This window comes from Tessaracoccus caeni (genome assembly GCF_029211185.1).
Lineage (GTDB): Bacteria > Actinomycetota > Actinomycetes > Propionibacteriales > Propionibacteriaceae > Arachnia > Arachnia caeni.
Genome location: NZ_JARGDO010000028.1, coordinates 11,440 through 32,496 on the forward strand (window position 1 = coordinate 11,440; position 21,057 = coordinate 32,496).

The following is a 21,057-nucleotide window of genomic DNA, read 5'->3' on the forward strand; positions in this document are numbered from 1 at the left end:
TCACGTGCGGATCATCAACAACGTCTCCGACCTGCTGGGTGACGATCTCAAAGCTGAGATCGCGCCGGGCTCGAAGGTCCGTATCGCTGCCTCGACGTTCTCGATCTTCGCGTTCGAGGCACTTCGCAAGGAGCTTGAGAAGGTCAGCGAGCTGGAGTTCATCTTTACCTCGCCGTCGTTCGTGACCGAGAAGGTGACGGACAAGCTCCGCAAGGAGCGCCGCGAGTTCTTCATCCCCGGCGGGCAGGCCGAGTCGAGCCTGGCCGGGTCGGACTTCGAGATCAGGCTGCGCAACAAGCTCACCCAGCGCGCGATCGCACGAGAGTGCGCGGACTGGGTTCGCCGCAAAGTCACCTTCCGCTCGAACGCCACGGGCAACCCGATGCAGCAATTTGCGGTCGTCGATGACAAGGCCGCCTACACCCAGCTCCAGGGGTTCACCACCGCCGATCTCGGCTACGAACGCGGCAACGCCGTGTCGAGCTTCGTGAACCGGCTCGACGAGGCTCCGATGACCGAGCAGTACATGCAGCTGTTCGACCAGATTTGGAACAATCCCGAGCAGGTCAGCGATGTCACCCAGGCCGTCCACGACCACATCGCCAGCGTGTACACCGAGAACTCGCCGGCACGCATCTACTTCCTGATCCTCTACAACCTGTTCGCAGAGTTCCTCGACGACATCAACGAGGACGTGCTGCCGAACGACCGCACCGGCTACCAGGAGACGAAGGTCTGGCAGAGCCTCTACAACTTCCAGCGCGATGCCGCCACCGGCATCATCAACAAGTTGGAGACCTACAACGGCTGCATCCTCGCCGACTCCGTGGGCCTCGGCAAGACGTTCACCGCGCTCGCCGTCATCAAGTACTACGAGTTGCGCAACAAGTCCGTCCTGGTGCTGTGCCCGAAGAAGCTCGCCGAGAACTGGACGAACTACAACGCCAACCTCACGACCAACATCTTCGCCTCCGACCGGTTCAACTACGACGTGCTCGCCCACACGGACCTCTCTCGCACCAAGGGTGAGTCGCTCGGCCTGCGGCTGGATCGGATCAACTGGGGCAACTACGACCTCGTGGTGATCGACGAGTCCCACAACTTCCGCAACGCCGACTACGCCGAGGAGAAGGAGTCGCGCTACCAGCGCCTCATGCGCCAAGTCATCCGCGAGGGCGTGAAGACCAAGGTGCTGATGCTGTCGGCCACCCCGGTGAACAACCGGTTCAACGACCTCAAGAACCAACTCCAGCTCGCCTACGAGGGTGAGTCGGAGAACCTCGCCCAGCACCTGAGCCTGTCCACGACGGTCGAGAAGGTGTTCTCCGACGCGCAGCGCGTGTTCAACGAGTGGTCCAAGCTCGACCCCGAGCAGCGCACCACCGACCGCATCCTCCAAATGCTCGACTTCGACTTCTTCGAGCTGCTCGACTCCGTGACGATCGCCCGATCCCGCAAGCACATCCAGGCGTTCTACGACACCACCGAGATCGGGGCATTCCCAGAGCGACGCCCACCGTTGTCCATCCGCGAGCCACTCACGGACCTCCCGGAGGTGCCCGGCTTCAACGACATCTTCGAGCAGCTCCAGGCGTTGACCCTGGCCGTCTACACCCCCCTCGCTTACGTGTTCCCGAGTCGGCGCTCCAAGTACGAAGACCTCTACAACGTCACCGCCGGCAGCGCTCGTTCCAACCTCGGGCAGGCAGGCCGCGAGCAGGGCTTGAAGAAGCTCATGACCGTCAACCTGCTCAAGCGTCTGGAGAGCTCGGTCGATGCGTTCCGCCTCACCTTGGCGAAGATCGAAGGCTCCGTGACCCACACGCTCGGGCGCATTAGCAACCACGCGGGCAACCTCGCGGACCTGAGCCCCGAACTCGCGGGCCTCGACTTCGATGTCGATGACGAAGACGACGCCAACATCGAGGCGCTCTCCTTCGGCGAGAAGATCAAGATCGACCTTGACGACCTCGACATCGAGTCCTGGCAGCGCGACCTATGGAACGACCGCGGGACCCTGCGCGAGCTCCTCGACGAGATGCGCAAGGTCACCCCCGAGCACGACCTCAAGCTCCGCAAGCTCAAGCAGCTCATCCAGGACAAGGCCCAGCACCCGATCAACGACGGCAACCGCAAGGTGCTCGTGTTCTCCGCCTTCGCCGACACCGCCGACTACCTCTACCGCGAACTGGCGCCCACCCTCGCTGCGGTCGGATTGGACACTGCGGTGATCACCGGCGGGAGCCACGGAGCGAAGACGACCCTCGGCACGGGCTTCGACTTTCAGCAGGTCATGTCGCTGTTCTCGCCGCGCTCCAAGCAGCGCCACCTCACGATGCCGCGCGAGACGCGCGAGCTGGACGTGCTCATCGGCACCGACGTGATCAGCGAGGGCCAGAACCTCCAGGACTGCGACTACCTGATCAACTACGACATCCACTGGAACCCGGTGCGCATCATCCAGCGCTTCGGACGCATCGACCGCATCGGTTCTACCAACGGCCAGATTCAACTCGTGAACTTCTGGCCCGACATCTCCCTCGACGAGTACATCAACCTCAAGGAGCGCGTCGAGAACCGCATGATCATCGCCGACCTCGCGAGCACCGCCGACGATAACGTCCTCACCCTTGAAGACTCCGACGCCGCCTTCCGCAAGGAACAGCTCCGCAAGCTCCAAGACGAGGTCATCGAGCTCGAAGATGTCCGCACCGGGGTCTCGATCACCGACCTCGGCCTCAACGACTTCCGCATGGACCTGCTCGGCTACATCAAGAAACACGGCGACCTCGATACCGCACCCCGTGGGCTCCACGCCGTGATCCCAGCCGACCCCAGCAAGGGACTACGACCCGGCGTCATTTTCTCCCTCCGGAACCTCACCGCTGACGAGGCTGCGTTCTCCGGCAAGGATGGCAACCGAGGCAACCGGCTCCACCCGCACTACCTCGTCTACCTCGACGACCAGGGCGAGGTCATCGCGAACCACACCGAAGCCAAACACCTCCTCGACCTGCTGCGCGCCGGCTGCCGACCCTATGAAGAGCCGGCCACCGATGTCGTCGGCGTGTTCAACGCCGCGACTAGCGAGGGGGCGCAGATGGGCAAGTATTCGGCGCTGCTCACCGACGCGATCCACTCGATGATCGATGTCACCGAGGAACGCGACATCGACAGCCTCTTCACCGGCGGCAGCACCACCGCCCTCACCCAAACCATCGCCGGCCTCGACGACTTCGAGCTCACCGCGTTCATCGCCGTCGTAGACCCCACCGAAGGCGGTGCCGATGACTGACATCCTCTACCGCTGGCCCGAGGCAGCGAAGTTCGGCAGACGAGTGCCCAAAGAGAAGTTCTACGAGCACGGCACCGTCACCACCGCTGTGCGAGAGAAGTTCATCACCGAAGTCCAACGCATCACCTGGGCCTACAAACTCGCCGAGGCCACGATCAACGTGCCCGGTACCCCGACGGTGCCAGAGGTGCAGGTCTTCACTATCGACGTAAAGAATGACGACGTGAGCGAAGCCGTCCTGGGCGCCATCGACAAGGCCATCCCGTTCCCGATCATCTTCGAGATCACGCGCCACCGCGCCGAGCAACCCGAGACTCGGACGGTCGCGGCGCACAAGCAGCTCGGGGCCGGAACGCCGAAACTCAGCGCCTACTACTCGACCGGTTGGCAGCCAGGAGACACGAGCCGGCAGGCCCTGCCGACGGCCATCACGCTGCCCGCCCTCTATGCCGCCCTCCTGCAGCCACTCACGCCGATCACCGCACGCCCGGGCGAGGAAATGTCAGACGTCGCCGAGAGACTGGCCACGGTGCGCAAACTCGAACGTGAGGTCGCGTCCTTGGAGCGCAAGCTCCGCACTGAGCCACAGCTCAACCGAAAGGTCGAGCTCCGACGCACACTCAAGACGAAGCAACACGAACTGGAACAGCAGAGGTAACCCGTGGAGAGACTACGCATGACATCACCCGACCTCACGCAGGCCAACATCGACAAGATCGCCGAGCTGTTCCCCAACGTGGTCACCGAGACCTTCGACGCCGACGACAGCCCCGTGCGAGCGGTCGACTTCGACCTGCTGCGCCAGGAACTCAGCGGCCACATCGTCGAGGGACCACAGGAGCGCTACCGGCTCGACTGGCCCGGCAAGCGCGCCGCCGCCTTCACGGCGAACGCGCCGATCGCGAAGACCCTGCGTCCCGTTCGTGAGGAGTCGGTGGACTTCGACACCACGAAGAACCTCTTCATCGAGGGCGACAACCTTGACGCACTCAAGCTGCTTCAGGAGTCGTACCTCGGCAAGGTCAAGCTCATCTACATCGACCCGCCCTACAACACCGGCAACGACTTCGTCTACAACGACGACTTCGCCGAGTCAGTCGAGGAGTACCTGGTTCGATCCGGTCAGATGGGCGACTCCGGCGCACGGCTAACGGCTAACGCCGAGTCCAACGGTCGATTCCACTCTGACTGGCTGAGCATGATGTACCCGCGCCTCAAGTTGGCGCGAAACCTCCTGGCAGCCGACGGGGTACTCGTCATGTCGATCGATGACAACGAGAGCGCGAACCTTCGGAAGCTCGCGGAAGAGGTGTTTGGTCCCCGAAGTTTCATCGCTCAACTCGCCATCCAGGTAAACCCGCGTGGGCGACACCTTGACAGGTTCATCGCGAAGACGCACGAGTCTCTCCTCGTTTTCGTGCGCGACCCGCTGAGCGACGCCATCACCGGTGTCGAGAAGGACGGTCGCATGGCAGACGAGTACAACCGCATGGACGAAAGCGGCCCATACCGTCTCCTAGGGCTGAGAAATCGGAATCAAGCATTCAACCCAAACACACGCCCGAACCTGTACTACCCGCTCTTCATCTCTCCTTCCTCCGGCAGAGTCTCGGCCGTCAGCAGTGACGAATTTTCTGTCCAAGTCATGCCGGACGCACCTGACGGTACGCAGACGTGCTGGACCTGGAGCCGAGAGAAGGTGGCCACCGAAGAGGCACTTCTACTCGCCGAACGTAGTGGCGACGATTGGCGGGTGTTCCGGAAGGATTACCTCCACGGCGCAGACGGTGAGGTTGCGAAGACGCTGGCCAAGTCGGTCTGGCTCGACCCCGAGTTCTCCAACGACTACGGTCGCAAGTCCGTCAAGAAACTGTTTGGCAGTGCCGTCATGGACTTCCCCAAGTCGCCCGAGTTCATGAAGCGCATCGTAGATATCGCCTGCGGTCCCAGCGGAACCGTGCTCGACTTCTTTGCCGGAAGCTCGTCAATGGCGCACGCGGTTCTCGATGCCAACCTTGGGGATGGCGGGACACGTCGCTTCATCATGATCCAACTCGATGAACAGACTGACGAAAAGTCAGAAGCGGCTTCGGCGGGATTTGCGACCGTCGCCGAGCTCTCCAAAGAGCGCATCCGTCGCGCCGGCGTCACGCTCAAGCGCGAAGCCGGCATGCTTGAAGGCACGGTCGACGTCGGCTTCAGAGCACTCCGTGTTGACACAACGAACCTGGCCGACACGTCCATCACCGCTGACGAGCTCGTGCAGACAGCCCTGCTCGACGTTGTCGGCAGCGTGAAACCTGACCGCACAGGCGAAGACCTCCTGTTCCAGGTCCTTCTCGACTGGGGCTTGGAACTCACGATGCCGATCCAGAAGGAGACTGTTGATGGCTTCGAGGTGTACGACGTTGAGGAGGGTGCGTTGATGCTGTGCACACGCCCGCGTGAGGCGCGCGATTCCTCTCTCTCTCTCTCTCTCTCTCTCTCTCTCTCTCTCTCGGGCTGCCGCAGCCATCGCGGAGCGTCAGCCGCTTCGTGTCGTGTTCCTCGACGAAGACTTCGCGGACGACGCGGAGCGCATCAACGTCGGGCAGGTGTTCAGTGAACGCTCGCCACACACTGAGGTCAAGACGATATGACCGTCGCTCGCTGGTCGGTGGTGCGTAATGGAGAAGCGCACCCTGCACACACCCGACCTCACTGCTCGCAACGTCGAGGGGATCGCCGACCTGTTCCCCCAGGTCATCACCGAATCGAGAGACGCGGAGGGCAACGTGACCCTCGCCGTTGACTTCGACCTGCTTAGGCAAGAGCTCTCGGACCACGTAGTCGAGGGACGACAGGAGCGCTACCAACTCGAATGGCCCGGTAAGCGCGCCGCCGCCTTCGCCGCCAACACGCCGATCGCCAAGACGCTGCGTCCGGTGCGTGAGGAGTCGGTGGACTTCGACACAACGAAGAACCTCTTCATCGAAGGTGACAACCTGGAGGCGCTTAAGTTGCTTCAGGAGTCGTACCTCGGCAAGGTCAAGCTGATCTACATCGACCCGCCGTACAACACGGGAAACGACTTCGTCTACGACGATGACTTCGCCGAGTCGAGCGCCGAGTACCTCGCCCGCTCAGGCCAAAGCCTGGAGAGCGGCGAGCGCCTGGTCGCGAACACCGAGGCAAACGGTCGCTTCCACTCTGACTGGCTGAGCATGATGTACCCGCGACTCAAGCTGGCCAGGAACCTACTGACCGACGATGGCGTGCTTGTCGTCTCTATCGACGAGAACGAGCACGCCAGTCTCGTCCGCTTGGGCGAGGAAGTGCTCGGCGACGCATCGTACGTCGGAGAGATCGTGCTGAAGAACAGCAGCAAGAACGACCAGGCCTACGTCTCAATCCAGCATGAGTACATCGTCTTCTTCGTGAAGAACCGGCAGGCCAACGCCGGTGACTGGGTTGAGAAGAAGGAGGGACTCGACAAGATATACGCAGCATTCGACGGGTTCCGGAGGAAGCACGGCGACGACTGGGCAGCTATCAACGCCGAGGCAAAAGCGTGGTTCAAGCAGTTCCCTGCGAGCGACCCGGTTTCGGCTAGCAAGCACTACACCTGGATGGACGCGCGAGGCGTCTACTTCCCAGACAACATCGCAGGGCCGAATGATGGGCAGTACGTCTATGAGGTCAGCCATCCGGTAACGGGGAGAACGGTCAAGATGCCGTCCACCGGCTGGCGATACCCCGAGTCAGCTATGCGCGAGCGCATAGCTGACGGTCGCGTCCACTTCGGCCCCGATGAGACAACAGTCCCCAACAACAAGACCTATCTCGCAAACACCGAGTACCAGAGCCTCACGAGCATCCGCTACGTAGATGGCCGCGCGGCCTCGAAGCGGCTTGCCACGCTATTCGGCGAGAAGGTCTTCACGAACCCCAAGGACGAGCTTCTGCTCCGGGACATCTATCGCGCAGTCGGCGTGTCTGGCGACGACATCGTGCTCGACATGTTCGCGGGTTCCGGATCGGCGATGCAGGCCGTTCTCGAGCTCAACGGCGCTGAGTCGATGTCATGCCGTTTCATCGGAATCCAGGTCGCCGAGGACTTGAACGAGTCTCTCAAGACGGCCAAGGGGGCGGCGAAGCAGATCACCACTAACGCGATCCGGCATCTCAAGCGCCTCGGCCGTCCGGCGACCGTTGCTGAGATCACCAAGCAGCGAATGCGGCTCGCGCACGAGAAGTTTGCGGGCGACCTGCTGGCGGATAGCGGCTTCCGCGTGCTGCGAGTTGACAGCTCGAACTTGGTCGACACCCTGGCGGTCCCCGACGGCCTCTCGCAGGACATGCTGTCCGGAGCGATCAACAGCGTCCGATCGGATCGTGACGCGTACGACCTGCTGTTCCAAGTGCTGATCGACTGGGCTTTGGACCTGAGCGAACCCGTCGTCGTCGAACAAGTTGACGGCCGTGAAATCCTTTCGGTGGCCGAGGGAGCCCTCGTCGCCTGCTTCTCCGGGGACATCAATCCGACCATCATCAGTGAGGTCGCGAGGCGGCAGCCTCTACGGGCTGTCTTCCTGGATTCAGGCTTCGCCACAGACGCTGCACGTATCAACGCCGAGCAGGTGTTCCGTGAGGTGTCGCCCGCGACTGAGGTAAGGACGATCTGAGGAACGACATGACCCTGACGAACGACGAACTCACCGAGCTCCTCGACCGGCTGTTGGCCGGTTGGGAGAACGAGGTTGTCGAGTTCAAGGAGGCTGCGCGGCAGTTCTCTGCGGACAAGACAGGTGAGTACATCTCGGCACTGAGCAACGAGGCGAACCTACGCGGACTCGCCTCGGGGTGGCTCGTCTTCGGGGTCTCGAACGCTCGGCAGGTCGTGGGCACAACGCATCTCATCGATGTGCAGCAGCGTCAGACCTTGAAGCACCACATCCATCAGTCCATCGACCAAGGCCTGACCGTGCGAGAGGTCTACGAGGTCACGCACTCGGGCAAGCGTGTGGTCCTCTTTGAGGTGCCAGCGGCGCCCCGCGGCATCCCAATCTCGTGGAAGGGTGACTACCGAGCTCGCGCCGGCGAGAGCCTGGTGCCGCTCTCGCTCGACAAGTTGGATGAGATTCGGCGGCAGACCATCAGCGCGGACTGGACAGCGGTCGTGGTTCCTGACGCCACGCTCGCTCACCTCGATCCAGCGGCGATCGCACGCGCACGACAGGGGTTCACCGAGCGCTACGCCTCTCGCATCCCGGCCGCCGACATCGACTCATGGGATGACGCGACCTTCCTGGCCAAGGCGAGGTTGACCCGCGACGGTCAGATCACGCGAGCCGCGCTCCTTCTGCTCGGCGCCGACACCTCCACGCACCTGCTGAGCCCGCACCCGGCTCAGATGACCTGGAAGCTCGTTGGTGAGCAGCGGGCGAACGAGCACTTCCGTCTGCCGTTCCTGCTGAACACGACCGCGCTCGCGAAGCGCATCCGCAACGTGCAGCTCCGGCTCCTGCCGCCAAATGAGTTGATCTATCGAGAGATCAGCAAGTACGACGAACGCAGCCTGCTCGAAGCGCTCTACAACTGCATCGCGCACCAGAACTACACGCGACACTCCCGGATCATCGTCACCGAGCATGCCGACCGCATCGTGTTCGAGAGCGTGGGTGAGTTCTTCGACGGCGCACCCGATGACTACGCCCTGGACGAGCGCACCCCACGGCAGTACCGCAACCCGTTCCTCGTGGAGGCGATGACGGAGTTGAACCTCATCGACCAGATGGGCTACGGAATCCACCGCATGGTCCAGGATCAGGTCCGTCGCTTCTTGCCGCTACCTGACTACGACCTCAGCACCGCTGGCGAGGTGAAGCTCACCATCCCGGGCGCGGTGATCGATGAGTCCTACTCCCAGCTGCTCATGGTCCGAACCGATCTTCCCCTCGAAGACGTGCTTGCGCTGGATCGGGTGCAGAAGCGGCTCGACATCAGTGAGAAGGCCGCCCGCCATCTGCGCAGAGTCGGCCTGATCGAGGGCCGCAAGCCCCACCGCCGGATCACTCCTCGTGTGGCAGCAGCGACTGGTGCGATGGCCGACTACATCCGCACCCGGCCCCAGGCGGACGCTCACTACGCTGCCCTGCTGACTGACTTCCTCCGAGCGCAGGGACACGCAGACCGTGGCGACGTGGAGGCGCTGCTCCGGCCAGCGCTCAGCGAAGCGCTCACCGAGCAGCAGAAGGCAACCAAGATCACGAACCTGCTGACGAAGCTGCGCCGCCACGGCGTCATCGTCAACCGCGGCACGCGCACGAAGCCGCGATGGGAGCTTTCTTACGCAGGCGACGAAGGCTCGCAGTCCGAGCCCTCGCGCAAGAAGGATGACGACGCCGGCGGTACCGCTAGAGGGCCGGGATCAGCGTGAACACACGCATCCCCGCCGCCCGCAACCTTCTAGCAGCGACGACGAACAGCGCCGATTGCAGAAAGAAGGACACTCGATGAAGCTCCAGTTCAAGGTCCAGCAATACCAGACTGATGCCGTCGATGCTGTCGTCGAGACCTTCGCCGGGCAGCCGAAGCATGACGGCATCTCCTACCGGATCGACCCCGGCAAGGTCCGCCCCGTGACCGCCCCGGCACTGTTCGAGGCCGAGGAGCGCTCGGACGCCGGTCTGCGCAACGCTGAGATCATCCTGTCGGGAGCGCAACTGCTGGAGAACGTGCACGCGGTGCAGCGGTCGCGGAACCTCCCGCTGTCGGCCAAGCTCGCCTCCAGTGCTGCCGCTCCCGGCGCACCGAACCTTGACGTGGAGATGGAGACGGGCACGGGCAAGACCTATGTCTACATCAAGACGATCATGGAGCTGCACAAGCGGTACGGCTGGTCGAAGTACATCATCGTGGTGCCGTCGGTCGCGATCCGCGAGGGCGTGAAGAAGTCGTTCGACGTGACTGCCGAGCACTTCCAGCAGCTCTACGGCACCAAGCCGCGCTCGTTCATCTACAACTCATCCCAGCTGCACGAGTTGGAGCGGTTCAGTTCGGATGCCGGGGTGCAGGTGATGATCATCAACATCCAGGCGTTCAATGCTCAAGGTAAGGACCAGCGCCGCATCTACGACGAGCTGGACGACTTCCAGTCGCGTCGTCCGATCGACGTGATCAAGGCCAACCGTCCGATCGTGATCATCGATGAGCCGCAGAAGATCGGCGCCGACAAATCGCTCAAAGCACTGGCGGAGTTCAACGCGTTGATGCTGCTGCGGTACTCCGCCACGCACAAGATCGATCACACCAAGGTGCACAGGCTCGACGCGCTGGACGCTTACAACCAGAAGCTCGTGAAGAAGATCGCCGTACGAGGTCTCACCGTGAAAGGGCTCGCCGGAGCGAGCGCCTACCTGTACCTGGATGCCATCGAGATCACGAAGGGCGCCAAACCTCGGGCACGGGTCGAGATCGAGGTGCAGACCGCCTCGGGCATCAAACGGCAGGTCAAGCGCCTCGACATGGGAGCGAACCTCCACGATGTCTCCAACGGGATCGAGGCATACAAGGGCCTGTTCGTCACCGAGGTGGACGCCAACCGCGACGTGATCGAGCTGAGCAACGGCGATGTGGTCGTGGCCGGGCAGCTCGCCGACCGGGATGTCACCGAGGAGACCAAGCGGCGCATCCAGATTCGCGAGGTCGTCCGGGCGCATCTGGACAAGGAGCGCGAGCTGTTCAGCCAGGGCATCAAGGTGCTCTCGCTGTTCTTCATCGATGAGGTCGCCAAGTACCGCGACTACAGCCGCGAGGACACCCTCGGCGACTATGCGCGCATGTTCGAGGAAGAGTACGCTGCGATCCGTGACGAGGTGCTCGGCGAACTCGCCATCGACGCGGCCACCGAGGAGTACCAGAGCTACCTGCGCCGCGACGATGTGCGCCGGGTGCACGAGGGCTACTTCTCCATCGACAAGAAGACCAAGCACCAGATCGACGGCAAGGTCTCCGGCCGGGGCGACGACAAGGGCCAGTCCACTGACACCGATGCCTACGACCTGATCCTCAAAGACAAGGAACGCCTGCTGTCGTTCTCCGAACCCGTCAGGTTCATCTTCTCCCACTCCGCGCTGCGCGAGGGCTGGGACAACCCCAACGTGTTCGTCATGGGAATGCTCAAGAAGAGTGACAACACCGTCTCCCGCCGCCAAGAGATCGGACGTGGGCTGCGGCTGGCCGTCGACCAGCACGGCGAGAGGATGGACAACCCCGTCACCGTGCACGACATCAACGAGTTGACCGTCGTCACCGACGAGTCCTACACCGACTTCGTGACCGGCCTTCAACGCGAAATCTCCGAGTCGCTCGCCGCACGTCCGCGCAAGGCCAGCGTCAAGTTCTTCGTCGGCAAGACCATCCAGACGCTCTCGGGTGAATCGGTCATCGAAGAGGCCGTCGCCCAGGCGCTCTACAAGTACCTGGTCAAGAACGACTACGTGAACGACGACGACACCATCTCCGACACCTACAAGCAGGCCAAGGAAGACGGAACCCTCGCCACGCCAACGTCCGAGGTGCTCAAGCCGGTGATCGACTTCGTGTGGCCGCTGATCGACGTGCTCTACCTCGACCTGCCGGTGCCCACCGACGACCGCAAGCCGAAGAAGATACCGCTGAACGAGGCCAACTTCGCCCGCAAGGAGTTCCAGGCCTTGTGGGGCAGGATCAACCACCGTGCCGTCTACCAGGTCGAGTTCGACTCCGGCGAGCTGATCCGCAAGGCGATCGGCCACCTCGACAAGCACCTCAACGTCGCCGCGCTGCAATACGTCGTGCAAGCCGGCCAGCAGCGCGAGCAGTTGGAGGCGGACGACCTGACCAGCGGCTCCGGCTTTGCGGTGCAGACCACGCAGACGCACACCGAGATCGTGAGTGCCGGCTCGCAGGTGAAGTACGACCTGCTGGGCGAGATCACCGAGAAGACCCAGCTCACCCGTCGCACGGTCGCTGCGATTCTCCGCGGCGTCACGCCAGGAACGTTCGCCAAGTTCCGCCTCAACCCCGAGCAGTTCATCACCGAGGCGGCCCGGCTTATCAACGAGCAGAAGGCTACGGTCATCGTCGAGCACCTCGCCTACGACGCGCTCGAAGACCGCTTTGACTCCGCGATCTTCACCGAGAACCAGACTGCCCAAGACTTCTCGAAGGCCGGATCGAAGCTGAAGAAGCACGTCTACGACTACGTGGTCACCGACTCCAAGATCGAGCGTGAGTTCGTCACCGAACTCGACACCAGTCACGAGGTCGCCGTCTACGCCAAGCTCCCGCGCGGGTTCTTCATCCCGACCCCCGTCGGCGACTACAACCCGGACTGGGCGATTGCGTTCACCGAGGGCAGCGTGAAGCACGTCTACTTCGTCGCTGAGACGAAGGGCTCGCTGTCTACTCTCCAACTTAAGGGCGTTGAGGACGCCAAGATCGAGTGCGCCCGCAAGTTCTTCGCCTCCCTCAGCGAGAAGAACGGCAACGACGTCACCTACGACGTGGTGACCGACTACACCGAGCTGATGCAGCTCGTTTCTGGCGGGTAGCCACGATGACGATCGAGCTCTACTTCTCACAGCATTTCGGAGTATCGCCGAAAGTTCTGGAGGACTACGGCGCCTTCGATATCAGCCTCGCTTCAGACCTACCACTCTTCATCGACCCCTTTCTCCTCTTCAACAGCCAGAAGCCGGAGTATCGCGATCTTCACGAAGGAATGATCCGCTACCTGGTCTTCCTTCGCGACCGGGCGACCCCCGACCTCGATCCTGGGCTCATCAAGTCCTGGTACATGTTCCAGGAGGTGAAGCAGAACTGGCTCGGATTCACGTTGCTCGGCAACTCGGGTAGCGGGCTCGGCAAGGACTTTGCCCGCGCGCTCCACAACTCTCTCGGCTCGATACTGAAGGGGTTCGGGTCTGAGTCGATCACCAAGGGTGCTCACCTGGAGAAGCTTGCGCTCATCAAAGAAGGCGTCGGACGTGACAACATCAGCGACTTCACGACGAACCTCATCAAGGGTTATCTGCTGGAGTACACGCAGGCGTTCGCCCAGGCGCATCTGTCGCCCGAACAGCGCGGCGCGTTCTCGGTCGCTCGCGCGGTCTTCAACTACGAGACGGAGACCTGGGAACCGCGCCAGTACGACCTGCCCGCACTCCGCGGCGACTACGTCCTGCTCACCCCAGCCGACATGCTCACCAAGGACGACACTTGGATCAGTCGCTCTGACCTGGTGCGCGAGTTCAGCAGCATCCCCGACGCGATCGAGGATGACCAGCTCCGTGCGCAGGTCAACAACTACCTCTTCAAGAAGTTGAGCGACAACCCCACGAAGAAGGAGTACTCGGACCTGGCGGCCGCGGCGATCCTCCAGTTCCCGGAAGTCATCGACTACTACATCCGCCAGAAGGAGAACACCGGGGAGCAGGCAGTCGGACTCAGTGCCAAGAGGCGGCAGGAGGTCTTCGAGGTTCTCGTGCGGATGGTGCAACAGGTCGTCGAGGACATCCGTACCAACACCACGCTGTACCAGACGCCGGTCAACAGCTACGACGAGGCGCTCGCTCGGGCGATCGGCTTCAAGCAGTACATCGAGGACCAGGACGGTCACCGACTTCTCAACCGGCCCGGTCACGAACGCCCCCTCGCCACGGAGAAGGAAGTCCAGCTCTTCTTCGGCCTGATCTTCTTCGGAAGCGAGTTCGACGTGAACCGCGAGGTAAACAACGGGCGCGGGCCAGTGGACTTCAAGGTGAGCAAAGGGGCCATCGACAAATCGCTCATCGAGATCAAGCTCGCCAGCAACAGTCAACTGAAGCGAAACCTCCAGAACCAGGTAGCAGTCTACGAGAGGGCCAACGGCACTCGCACCTCGGTCAAGATGATCGTCTGCTTTACAGACTCCGACGTTGCGAAGGTCGATGCCGTCCTGAAGGAACTCGATCTCCGCGGTGAGAGGTCTATCGTCGTCATCGACGCCCGCGCAGACAACAAGCCCTCGGGATCAAAGGCTTGAGCCGCTTCAACTGCTCGTGGGTCCGTCTCACCAAACCGTAGAGAGGGCGGTCGCAGCCTGAATTGGAAGCACGCCGTTGCCGAGCGCGGTGATCTGCTGATTCTGCGTCAGCTCGTCGCTGTCGGTGACCCATCCGGTCGGCAGGCCCATGAGCCATTCGACGAATGCCGGCGCTGGGCGGGGGCCGTCGGCGTCGTTCAGGAGGGCTGGCGCTGGCCCGGCTCGTCCGGTGATGTGTTCCCAGCGGGTGATGGCGTTGGCGTAGCGTCCCCAGCGCTGAACAGTCCGTCGATCAGGGACCACAGGGTCTCCGATTCGGCTCTCCTGCTCGGTGAGCCAGCCGGTCCGTGCAGGGCGAAGTCGATGATCTGGTGCGACAGTGCGATCGTCCCTCGTCTCGCTCGCACCTGGTCGAGCGTTTCCCCGCCGCGCGAGGAGTCCGTCGCCAGCGGTGTGCGGAACAGTACGCCGGGCGAGGGCGAAGATGCGGAAGCGTTGGTGAGGAGCGCCGACAAGGGAAGCCGGTAGGCCGATCCATCGCGCATCCAGCCGCAGGTCGGCCAGATCGCCGAGAACGGCGCCGAGAGCCCGTAGAGGTCGAGCTGCGTAGTCTCCCAGATGCCACGGGTCGGGTTCCACGCCGCGAAGGGTTGCGCCGTCGGGGGTTGCATCGCCGTGGTTGCGTCGTTCATGGTCGTCTCCTTCTGCGGGTGGCCGTGTCGCGGGTGAGGACAGCAGCCCGCGGACGTTCTCGATGACGACCCATTCGGGCTGAAGCGCGTCGATGGCTGTGGCCATGTGCGCCCAGAGCCCTGAGCGCGTACCTGGCGCGAGGCCTGCGCGCTTGCCGACGGTGGACACGTCCTGGCATGGGAATCCACCGATGAGGATGTCCACGGGCTCGACCTGGCGCCAGTCGATGGCCGTGATGTCGCCGAGATTCGGTACATCTGGCCAGTGCCGCGAGAAGACGCGGGCGACGGGCTCGTTGAGTTCGGAGAACCACACGGTCCTAGCGTTGAAGACGTGCTCGACCGCGAGGTCGAGGCCGCCGTAGCCGCTGAACAGCGACCCGATCCTGAGTTCTGAGTCGCCACTGGCGTTGAGGTCGTGCATGAAGTCTGCTCCGGTGACGGTCGTCCCCGGCATCCGTGCCTCGTCGAGAACTGATGCCGAGCTGGTCACCTGTCAGGTGCACAGTTCCGACACGCGCCCGCTGCTCAGCCGAGCCCCTGCTTGCCGCCGCCCGAGGTCCTCCATCTCCGGCCTCAGCTCCGGCCGCCCTCCGAGGTCACACGCCTCTTGCAGGTCGAGGTTGAGCGAGCATTACCGCTTCAGAAGTGACCGGGTGCGGGTGCTCACCTGCTCGCCAGGAGCGGAGGTGAGCATGACGGTTTCGATGCGCGTGATGTCGGCGGGTGATGGCTACAAATACCTGCTCAAGACGGTCGCGGCAGCCGACGGCGACAGGCCGCTCTCGACTCCGCTCACCCGCTACTACATGGAGGACGGCACCCCGCCTGGTCGCTGGCTCGGCGCGGGTGTAGCGGCCCTCGGCAAGGGCGAGATTCAGGTGGGCGACCGAGTATCAGAAGACCAGCTCCAGCTCCTGATGGGCACGGGCTGTGATCCGATCACTGGCGACAAGCTCGGCCTGGGCTTTCCGACTTACAAGAGCCAGGAGCAGCGAATCGAAGCGCGGATCGCAGGTCTTGAGTCGACGATGACACCTGGTGCCAAGGGTGAGGCTGTCGCGCAGATCGTGGCCGAGGAGACGGGCCGAAGTGCGCGGCGTGCTGTGGCGGGCTTCGACTTCACCTTCTCGATTCCGAAGTCCGCGAGCGTGTTGTGGGCGGTCGCCGACGCCGGGGTCCAGGCACTCATCGGGGAAGCGCATCATCGAGCGGTTGCGGAGGTAGTTGCGTTCATGGAACGCGAGGTTGCAGCCACCCGTACCGGCGCAACCGCCGGGGACGGCGCGGTTGCGCAGGTCGATGTCACCGGGCTCATCGCGACCGCCTTCGATCACTTCGACTCCCGCGCCAGCGACCCCCACCTCCACACGCACGTGGTCATCAGCAACAAGGCCAAGACCGTCCTCGATGGGAAATGGCGCTCGCTCGACGGCCGACCGATGCACGCCGCCGTCGTAGCCCTCTCCGAACTACACGAAGCCGTGTTCGCCGACCACATCACGCGCACTTTCGGCGTCTCGTGGGAGGCCCGAGAGATGGGCCGCGACCACAACCCGGCATGGGCGATCACTGGAGTGCCCGAGGAACTGATCGCCGAGTTCTCGACCCGCGCCCGTCACATCGACGCCGAGACCGACCGCCTCATCGCCGAGTACATCGCAGCGCACGGACGACGCCCGGTACCGGCAGCCATCATGAAACTCCGAGCCCAAGCAACCTTGTCTACGCGACCCGAGAAGCAGGTCCGATCCTTGGCTGATCTCACTGCGGAGTGGCGGACCCGCGCGACGACGACGCTGGGGCGGGACGCGACGACGTGGACACGCGAAGTCACCGACAACGACAAGCCGCTGCTCCTGCGGGCCGACGACGTACCGCTCGACGTGATCGGTGAGTTGGGACGCTCGGTCGTCGAGGTGGTCGGTGAGAAGCGCTCGACCTGGCGACGGTGGAATCTCATGGCCGAGGCATCCCGGCAAACGATGGGCTGGCGGTTCGCCACCATGCAGGACCGGGAAGCCATCGTCGCGATGGTCGCCGACGCCGCCGAGATCGTCTCGCTCCGGCTGACGCCACCTGAGCTCGCCTCCTCGCCTGTCGTGTTCCGTCGGCCCGACGGCAGTTCCGTGTTCCGACCGAAGAGCTCGACCGTGTTCACCTCCGAGTCCCAGCTCGCGGCCGAGGACAGACTCCTCGAACGAGCCGCCAACCTCGGCGGGCCGACGGTGCCGCTTGCCACTGTCGAGAAGATCACGCGCAGCCCCGACGCGGACGGTCGGATGCTCGGCGACGACCAAGCCGACGCCCTGACCCGCATCGCGGTATCAGGACGCCTCCTCGATGTCCTGGTCGGCCCTGCCGGGGCAGGCAAGACCACCGCCATGAACGCGCTCCGCCGCGCATGGGAACACGAGCACGGCCCCGGCTCCGTCATCGGGCTCGCGCCATCAGCGGTCGCCGCCCAAGTCCTCGCCGACGATCTCGGAATCGAGACCGAGAACACCGCGAAGTGGTGGCAAAACCACCTCACCCACGGCACCACCTTCGAGGCGGGCCAGCTCGTCATCATCGACGAAGCCTCCCTCGCCGGCACCCTGTCACTGGACCGCATCACCCACCTCGCCCAGGAAACGGGCGCGAAGGTGCTGCTGGTCGGCGACTATGCCCAACTGCAATCCGTGGACGCCGGCGGCGCTTTCGCGATGATCGCCCGAGACCGAGTCGACACCCCCGAACTGGTCGATGTTCACCGTTTCACCCACGCCTGGGAGAAGACCGCCTCGCTGGAGCTACGCCACGGACGCACGGCGGCTATCGACACCTATCTCGCCCACGAGCGCATCACGGAGGGCGACGGCGAGGCGATGACCGACGCGGCCTACAACGCCTGGCGTGCCGACCGGGACGCCGGACTTGTCTCGGTGCTGATCGCCGAGACCCATGAGGACGTGACCACGCTGAACGGTCGCGCCCGTGCCGACCTGATCCTCAACAAGACGCTGAACCCCGACCGCGAGGTCGAGCTGCGCGACGGCACCGCCGCGGGCGTAGGCGACACCATCATCACGCGACGCAACAACCGGAACCTCTGCACCCTGGCCGGGCGGGACTGGGTGCGCAACGGTGACATCTGGACCGTCACCGCCGTCGGTGACGACGGGACCATCACTATCGCGCGCGACTACGGGACCGGCACCACCGTCCGCGACGGCGGAACCATCAGGGCTGGCAGGCGTTGGCGCAGGTTCGGCGGGGGCATCGTGCTCCCGGCCTCGTACGTGGCCGAGCATGTCGATCTCGGCTACGCAGTCACCGCCTACCGAGCGCAAGGCGTCACGACCGACACCGCGCACGTGTTGGTCGAACCGACCGCGACGAGGGAGACCTTCTATGTCGCGATGACCCGCGGGCGGCACTCGAACCACGCCTACGTGACCCTCGACCGCGCCGACGACCACGCGCAGCCACACCCCGGCGACGACCCGCATGCGACCGCGCGAAGCGTGCTGTACGGCGTTCTACAGCACAGCGGTGCCGAACTCTCGGCGCACGAGACCATCGTGGCCGAGCAGGAGCAGTGGGGCTCGATCGCCCAGCTCGCTGCCGAGTACGAGACCATCGCCGCCGCAGCCCAACACGACCGCTGGGCCACCCTCATTCGCAACTCTGGGCTCACCCACGAACAGGCCGAGAGTGCCATCGAGTCCGAAGCGTTCGGCCCGCTCGCAGCTGAGCTCCGCCGTGCAGAGGCCAACCACCACAACGTCGATGCGCTGCTGCCGCGCCTCGTCGCAGCGCGCGGATTCGGCGACGCCGACGACATCGCCGCTGTCCTCCACTACCGGGTCGAGCGGGCGACCGCGCGTCCCGCAGGATCAGGCCGTACCCGCCAGCCATCGCGGCTCATCGCCGGCCTCATCCCGCAGGCGCATGGAGTCATCGACGCCGAGATGCGAGCCGCTCTCGACGAGCGAGAAGCACTGATCGAGGCGCGCGCCGACGCCTTACTCGATGGCGCGCTGACCGAGAGCGCGCCGTGGACGAATGCTCTTGGGGCGCCGCCCGCCGAGCGACGACGAGCCGCGACCTGGCGCAAGGCTGCCCGGGTGGTCGCCGCCTACCGAGACCGCTACCGCCTCACCGACGACACACCCCTTGGCACCGCGCCAGAGTCTGCCGCACAGAAGATCGACGCTGCGCGAGCGCGCTCCGCGGTCGACAAGGTAGGTCAGCTCGGCGCCGACGAGAGCCGTCACGCGGAGGCCGGTCTTCAGCCCGTCAGGCGCGACCAGCCCGGGCCTGGGCGCAGCATCTGACCCTTCCCCACGTCCGGACTGGGGCGTAGCCTTGAAGGTGAGGCGGATTTCTCCTTACCTTTGGGCCGCTTGCGGCAGACTTTCGGGTCACTCTCCACGCACCGTCTCGACAACGACTCGCGTGTTGAGAGGAGCCCATCATGATCCGCCTACTGTGGACGGCCAGCGCCGAGGTCCGCTACTTCCTGCGTCGCTACATGCCGAGCAACGTCCTGCTCGACCTGATCCGCACCAGGAAGGGGCTGAAGTGGGGCATGCCAGCGATGCTGCTTGCCGGCCCCTATCTGGCTATCGCCTTCTGGTGCACCACCCTTATCGAGCACGGCGGCCCAGGATGGCTCCACCTCGTGGTCCTGCTCTGCATCTGGAGCGTTCTCAAGATGGTGGCAATCGGCCCGGTGAGCGTCGTTCTCCTCGTAAGGGCTCGCGCCAGTGAGTACCGCGCGCAGCGGCGGCAGCGGCAGGAGCTCTCCGAGGATGCGCCACTGGGTGAGCTCACTCGAAGCTCTCGCTGAGTTCAGACTCCGGCGTCCACCGCTGACCGGCGCGCTACAGCGTGTGCGTCGGAGCGGGCGAAGGAGGGCGGACATGCTCCATGTCGAGCCCTACTCGCGGCGTCTGGTCTCGTTCCACCAACCTGGCAAGGTCCGTAGCGTCTGCCACCAAGGACGCGATGCCATCGCGCAGCAAACGATGCGGCCCAACGCTCGCGGCGCTCGTGACCGGACCGGGGACGGCTCCGACACGTCGGCCGAGTTCGGCGGCTCGCTGGGCAACCAGCAGTGAGCCAGAGCGCGCGCCCGCTTCGACGAGGACCGACGCGGAGGACAGCGCAGCCATCAGTCGGGCGCAGGCGATGACCCGGTGTCGGGTTGGAACGGCACCCGGCGGAACCTCGCTGACGAGAAGGCCAACATCGGCGATGCGATCAAGCAGGTCGCGATGGCCGACCGGGTACGGGCGATCAACTCCGTTGGCGAGGATGGCGATAGTGCCACCACCCGCGGCGAGTGCGGCCTGGTGTGACGCACCTTCGATCCCGTAGGCGCCGCCCGCGACGACAACTCGTTCGTCGGCGGCAACGGAGCTGGCGAGTTCCCCGGCGACGTATTCGCCATAGGAGGTGCATGCCCGAGCGCCTGTGATCGTGACGAGATCGCTCACCGGGCGCGAGAGGAAGGACGACGCGCCGCGAGTCCACAGAACGTAAGGGGCGACTTCGCCAAGATCGTCGACGGCGGTGGGCCAGCCTCTATCGCCTGGGATGAGCGCTCGAACGCCCGATTGCTGCACGTGGTCGATGCGCGCGGTCAGGTCCTTTGCGCTTGGCGTGCCGAGGTGGTCGCGCCAGACCTGCGCATCCACAGGGCTCAGCCCGACTACTGCGCCGTCGCGCTCAGCCAGCCAAAGCGTTTCGACTGCTCCGAGCCTGGACAAGATGCGTCCTGTCACCGGGTCGTTGGGTTCGACTAGCATCGACAGCACCATCCTCGCGGTGCGTTCGTCGCTCGCGACATCACTCAAGCTGGCCATCATCGGTTCCTCTCGGCGCTCGTACCGACGAGGTGCGCCGGCCGACGCAGGGTTGGCGGCCCCGCCGAAGACCTTGTGAGACCGGCGCGGCCTGAGCGCAGTGTCGGCGGTGCCCGATACCCTTGTGGTGTGAACACGTAGCGGCGGTCCTCCTGGGTCGGCCGACGTTCG

11 protein-coding genes are annotated in these 21,057 nt (G+C 64.1%); 9 read left to right on the forward strand and 2 right to left on the reverse strand.

Going from position 1 to position 21,057, the window contains the following annotated elements:
• The first annotated feature begins 4 nt into the window (after positions 1 to 4).
• The 7 genes from P0D62_RS17925 to P0D62_RS17955 all read left to right on the forward strand — a co-directional run bounded on the left by P0D62_RS17925 (position 5) and on the right by P0D62_RS17955 (position 14,342).
• The gene (locus tag P0D62_RS17925; protein WP_275703904.1) at positions 5 to 3,295 is read left to right on the forward strand and encodes a helicase-related protein; all 3,291 of its coding nucleotides are present in this window, start codon (positions 5 to 7) and stop codon (positions 3,293 to 3,295) included.
• On the forward strand, positions 3,288 to 3,953 hold the full coding sequence (locus P0D62_RS17930) for a DUF4391 domain-containing protein (protein WP_275703905.1): 666 nt from the start codon (positions 3,288 to 3,290) through the stop codon (positions 3,951 to 3,953). Before P0D62_RS17925 ends, P0D62_RS17930 begins: the two co-directional genes overlap by 8 nt.
• Positions 3,954 to 3,971: 18 nt before the next feature.
• Positions 3,972 to 5,900: a site-specific DNA-methyltransferase gene (locus tag P0D62_RS17935; protein WP_275703906.1), complete on the forward strand. Its 1,929-nt coding sequence runs from the start codon at positions 3,972 to 3,974 to the stop codon at positions 5,898 to 5,900.
• 61 nt (positions 5,901 to 5,961) lie between these two features.
• Positions 5,962 to 7,959 (forward strand): site-specific DNA-methyltransferase, encoded by a 1,998-nt coding sequence (locus P0D62_RS17940; protein ID WP_275703907.1) that lies wholly within the window; start codon positions 5,962 to 5,964, stop codon positions 7,957 to 7,959.
• Between the two features lie 8 nt (positions 7,960 to 7,967).
• Positions 7,968 to 9,713, forward strand: a complete 1,746-nt coding sequence (locus P0D62_RS17945) for an RNA-binding domain-containing protein (RefSeq protein WP_275703908.1) — start codon at positions 7,968 to 7,970, stop codon at positions 9,711 to 9,713.
• Positions 9,714 to 9,789: 76 nt separating this feature from the next.
• The gene (locus tag P0D62_RS17950; protein ID WP_275703909.1) at positions 9,790 to 12,870 is read left to right on the forward strand and encodes a type III restriction-modification system endonuclease; all 3,081 of its coding nucleotides are present in this window, start codon (positions 9,790 to 9,792) and stop codon (positions 12,868 to 12,870) included.
• A 5-nt stretch (positions 12,871 to 12,875) separates the two neighbouring features.
• A complete protein-coding gene (locus P0D62_RS17955) occupies positions 12,876 to 14,342 on the forward strand; it encodes a hypothetical protein (protein WP_275703910.1) in 1,467 nt (488 codons plus the stop codon).
• 27 nt (positions 14,343 to 14,369) lie between these two features.
• On the opposite strand, the gene P0D62_RS17960 is transcribed toward P0D62_RS17955, so the two are convergent.
• Positions 14,370 to 15,491, reverse strand: a complete 1,122-nt coding sequence (locus P0D62_RS17960) for a DNA cytosine methyltransferase (RefSeq protein ID WP_275703911.1) — start codon at positions 15,489 to 15,491, stop codon at positions 14,370 to 14,372.
• 238 nt (positions 15,492 to 15,729) lie between these two features.
• Between P0D62_RS17960 and mobF the strand changes: the two genes are divergently transcribed.
• Both mobF and P0D62_RS17970 read left to right on the forward strand, forming a co-directional pair.
• Positions 15,730 to 19,353, forward strand: coding sequence for a MobF family relaxase (mobF, locus tag P0D62_RS17965; RefSeq protein WP_275703925.1), 3,624 nt, complete (start codon positions 15,730 to 15,732; stop codon positions 19,351 to 19,353).
• A 140-nt stretch (positions 19,354 to 19,493) separates the two neighbouring features.
• Entirely contained in the window at positions 19,494 to 19,868 is a 375-nt protein-coding gene (locus P0D62_RS17970) for a sulfate permease (RefSeq protein WP_275703912.1), read from the forward strand.
• Positions 19,869 to 19,902: 34 nt separating this feature from the next.
• On the opposite strand, the gene P0D62_RS17975 is transcribed toward P0D62_RS17970, so the two are convergent.
• Positions 19,903 to 20,877 carry a DNA-processing protein DprA gene (locus P0D62_RS17975; protein ID WP_275703913.1) on the reverse strand — a complete coding sequence of 325 codons (975 nt, stop codon included), beginning with the start codon at positions 20,875 to 20,877 and terminating at the stop codon, positions 19,903 to 19,905.
• Positions 20,878 to 21,057: the final 180 nt, after the last annotated feature.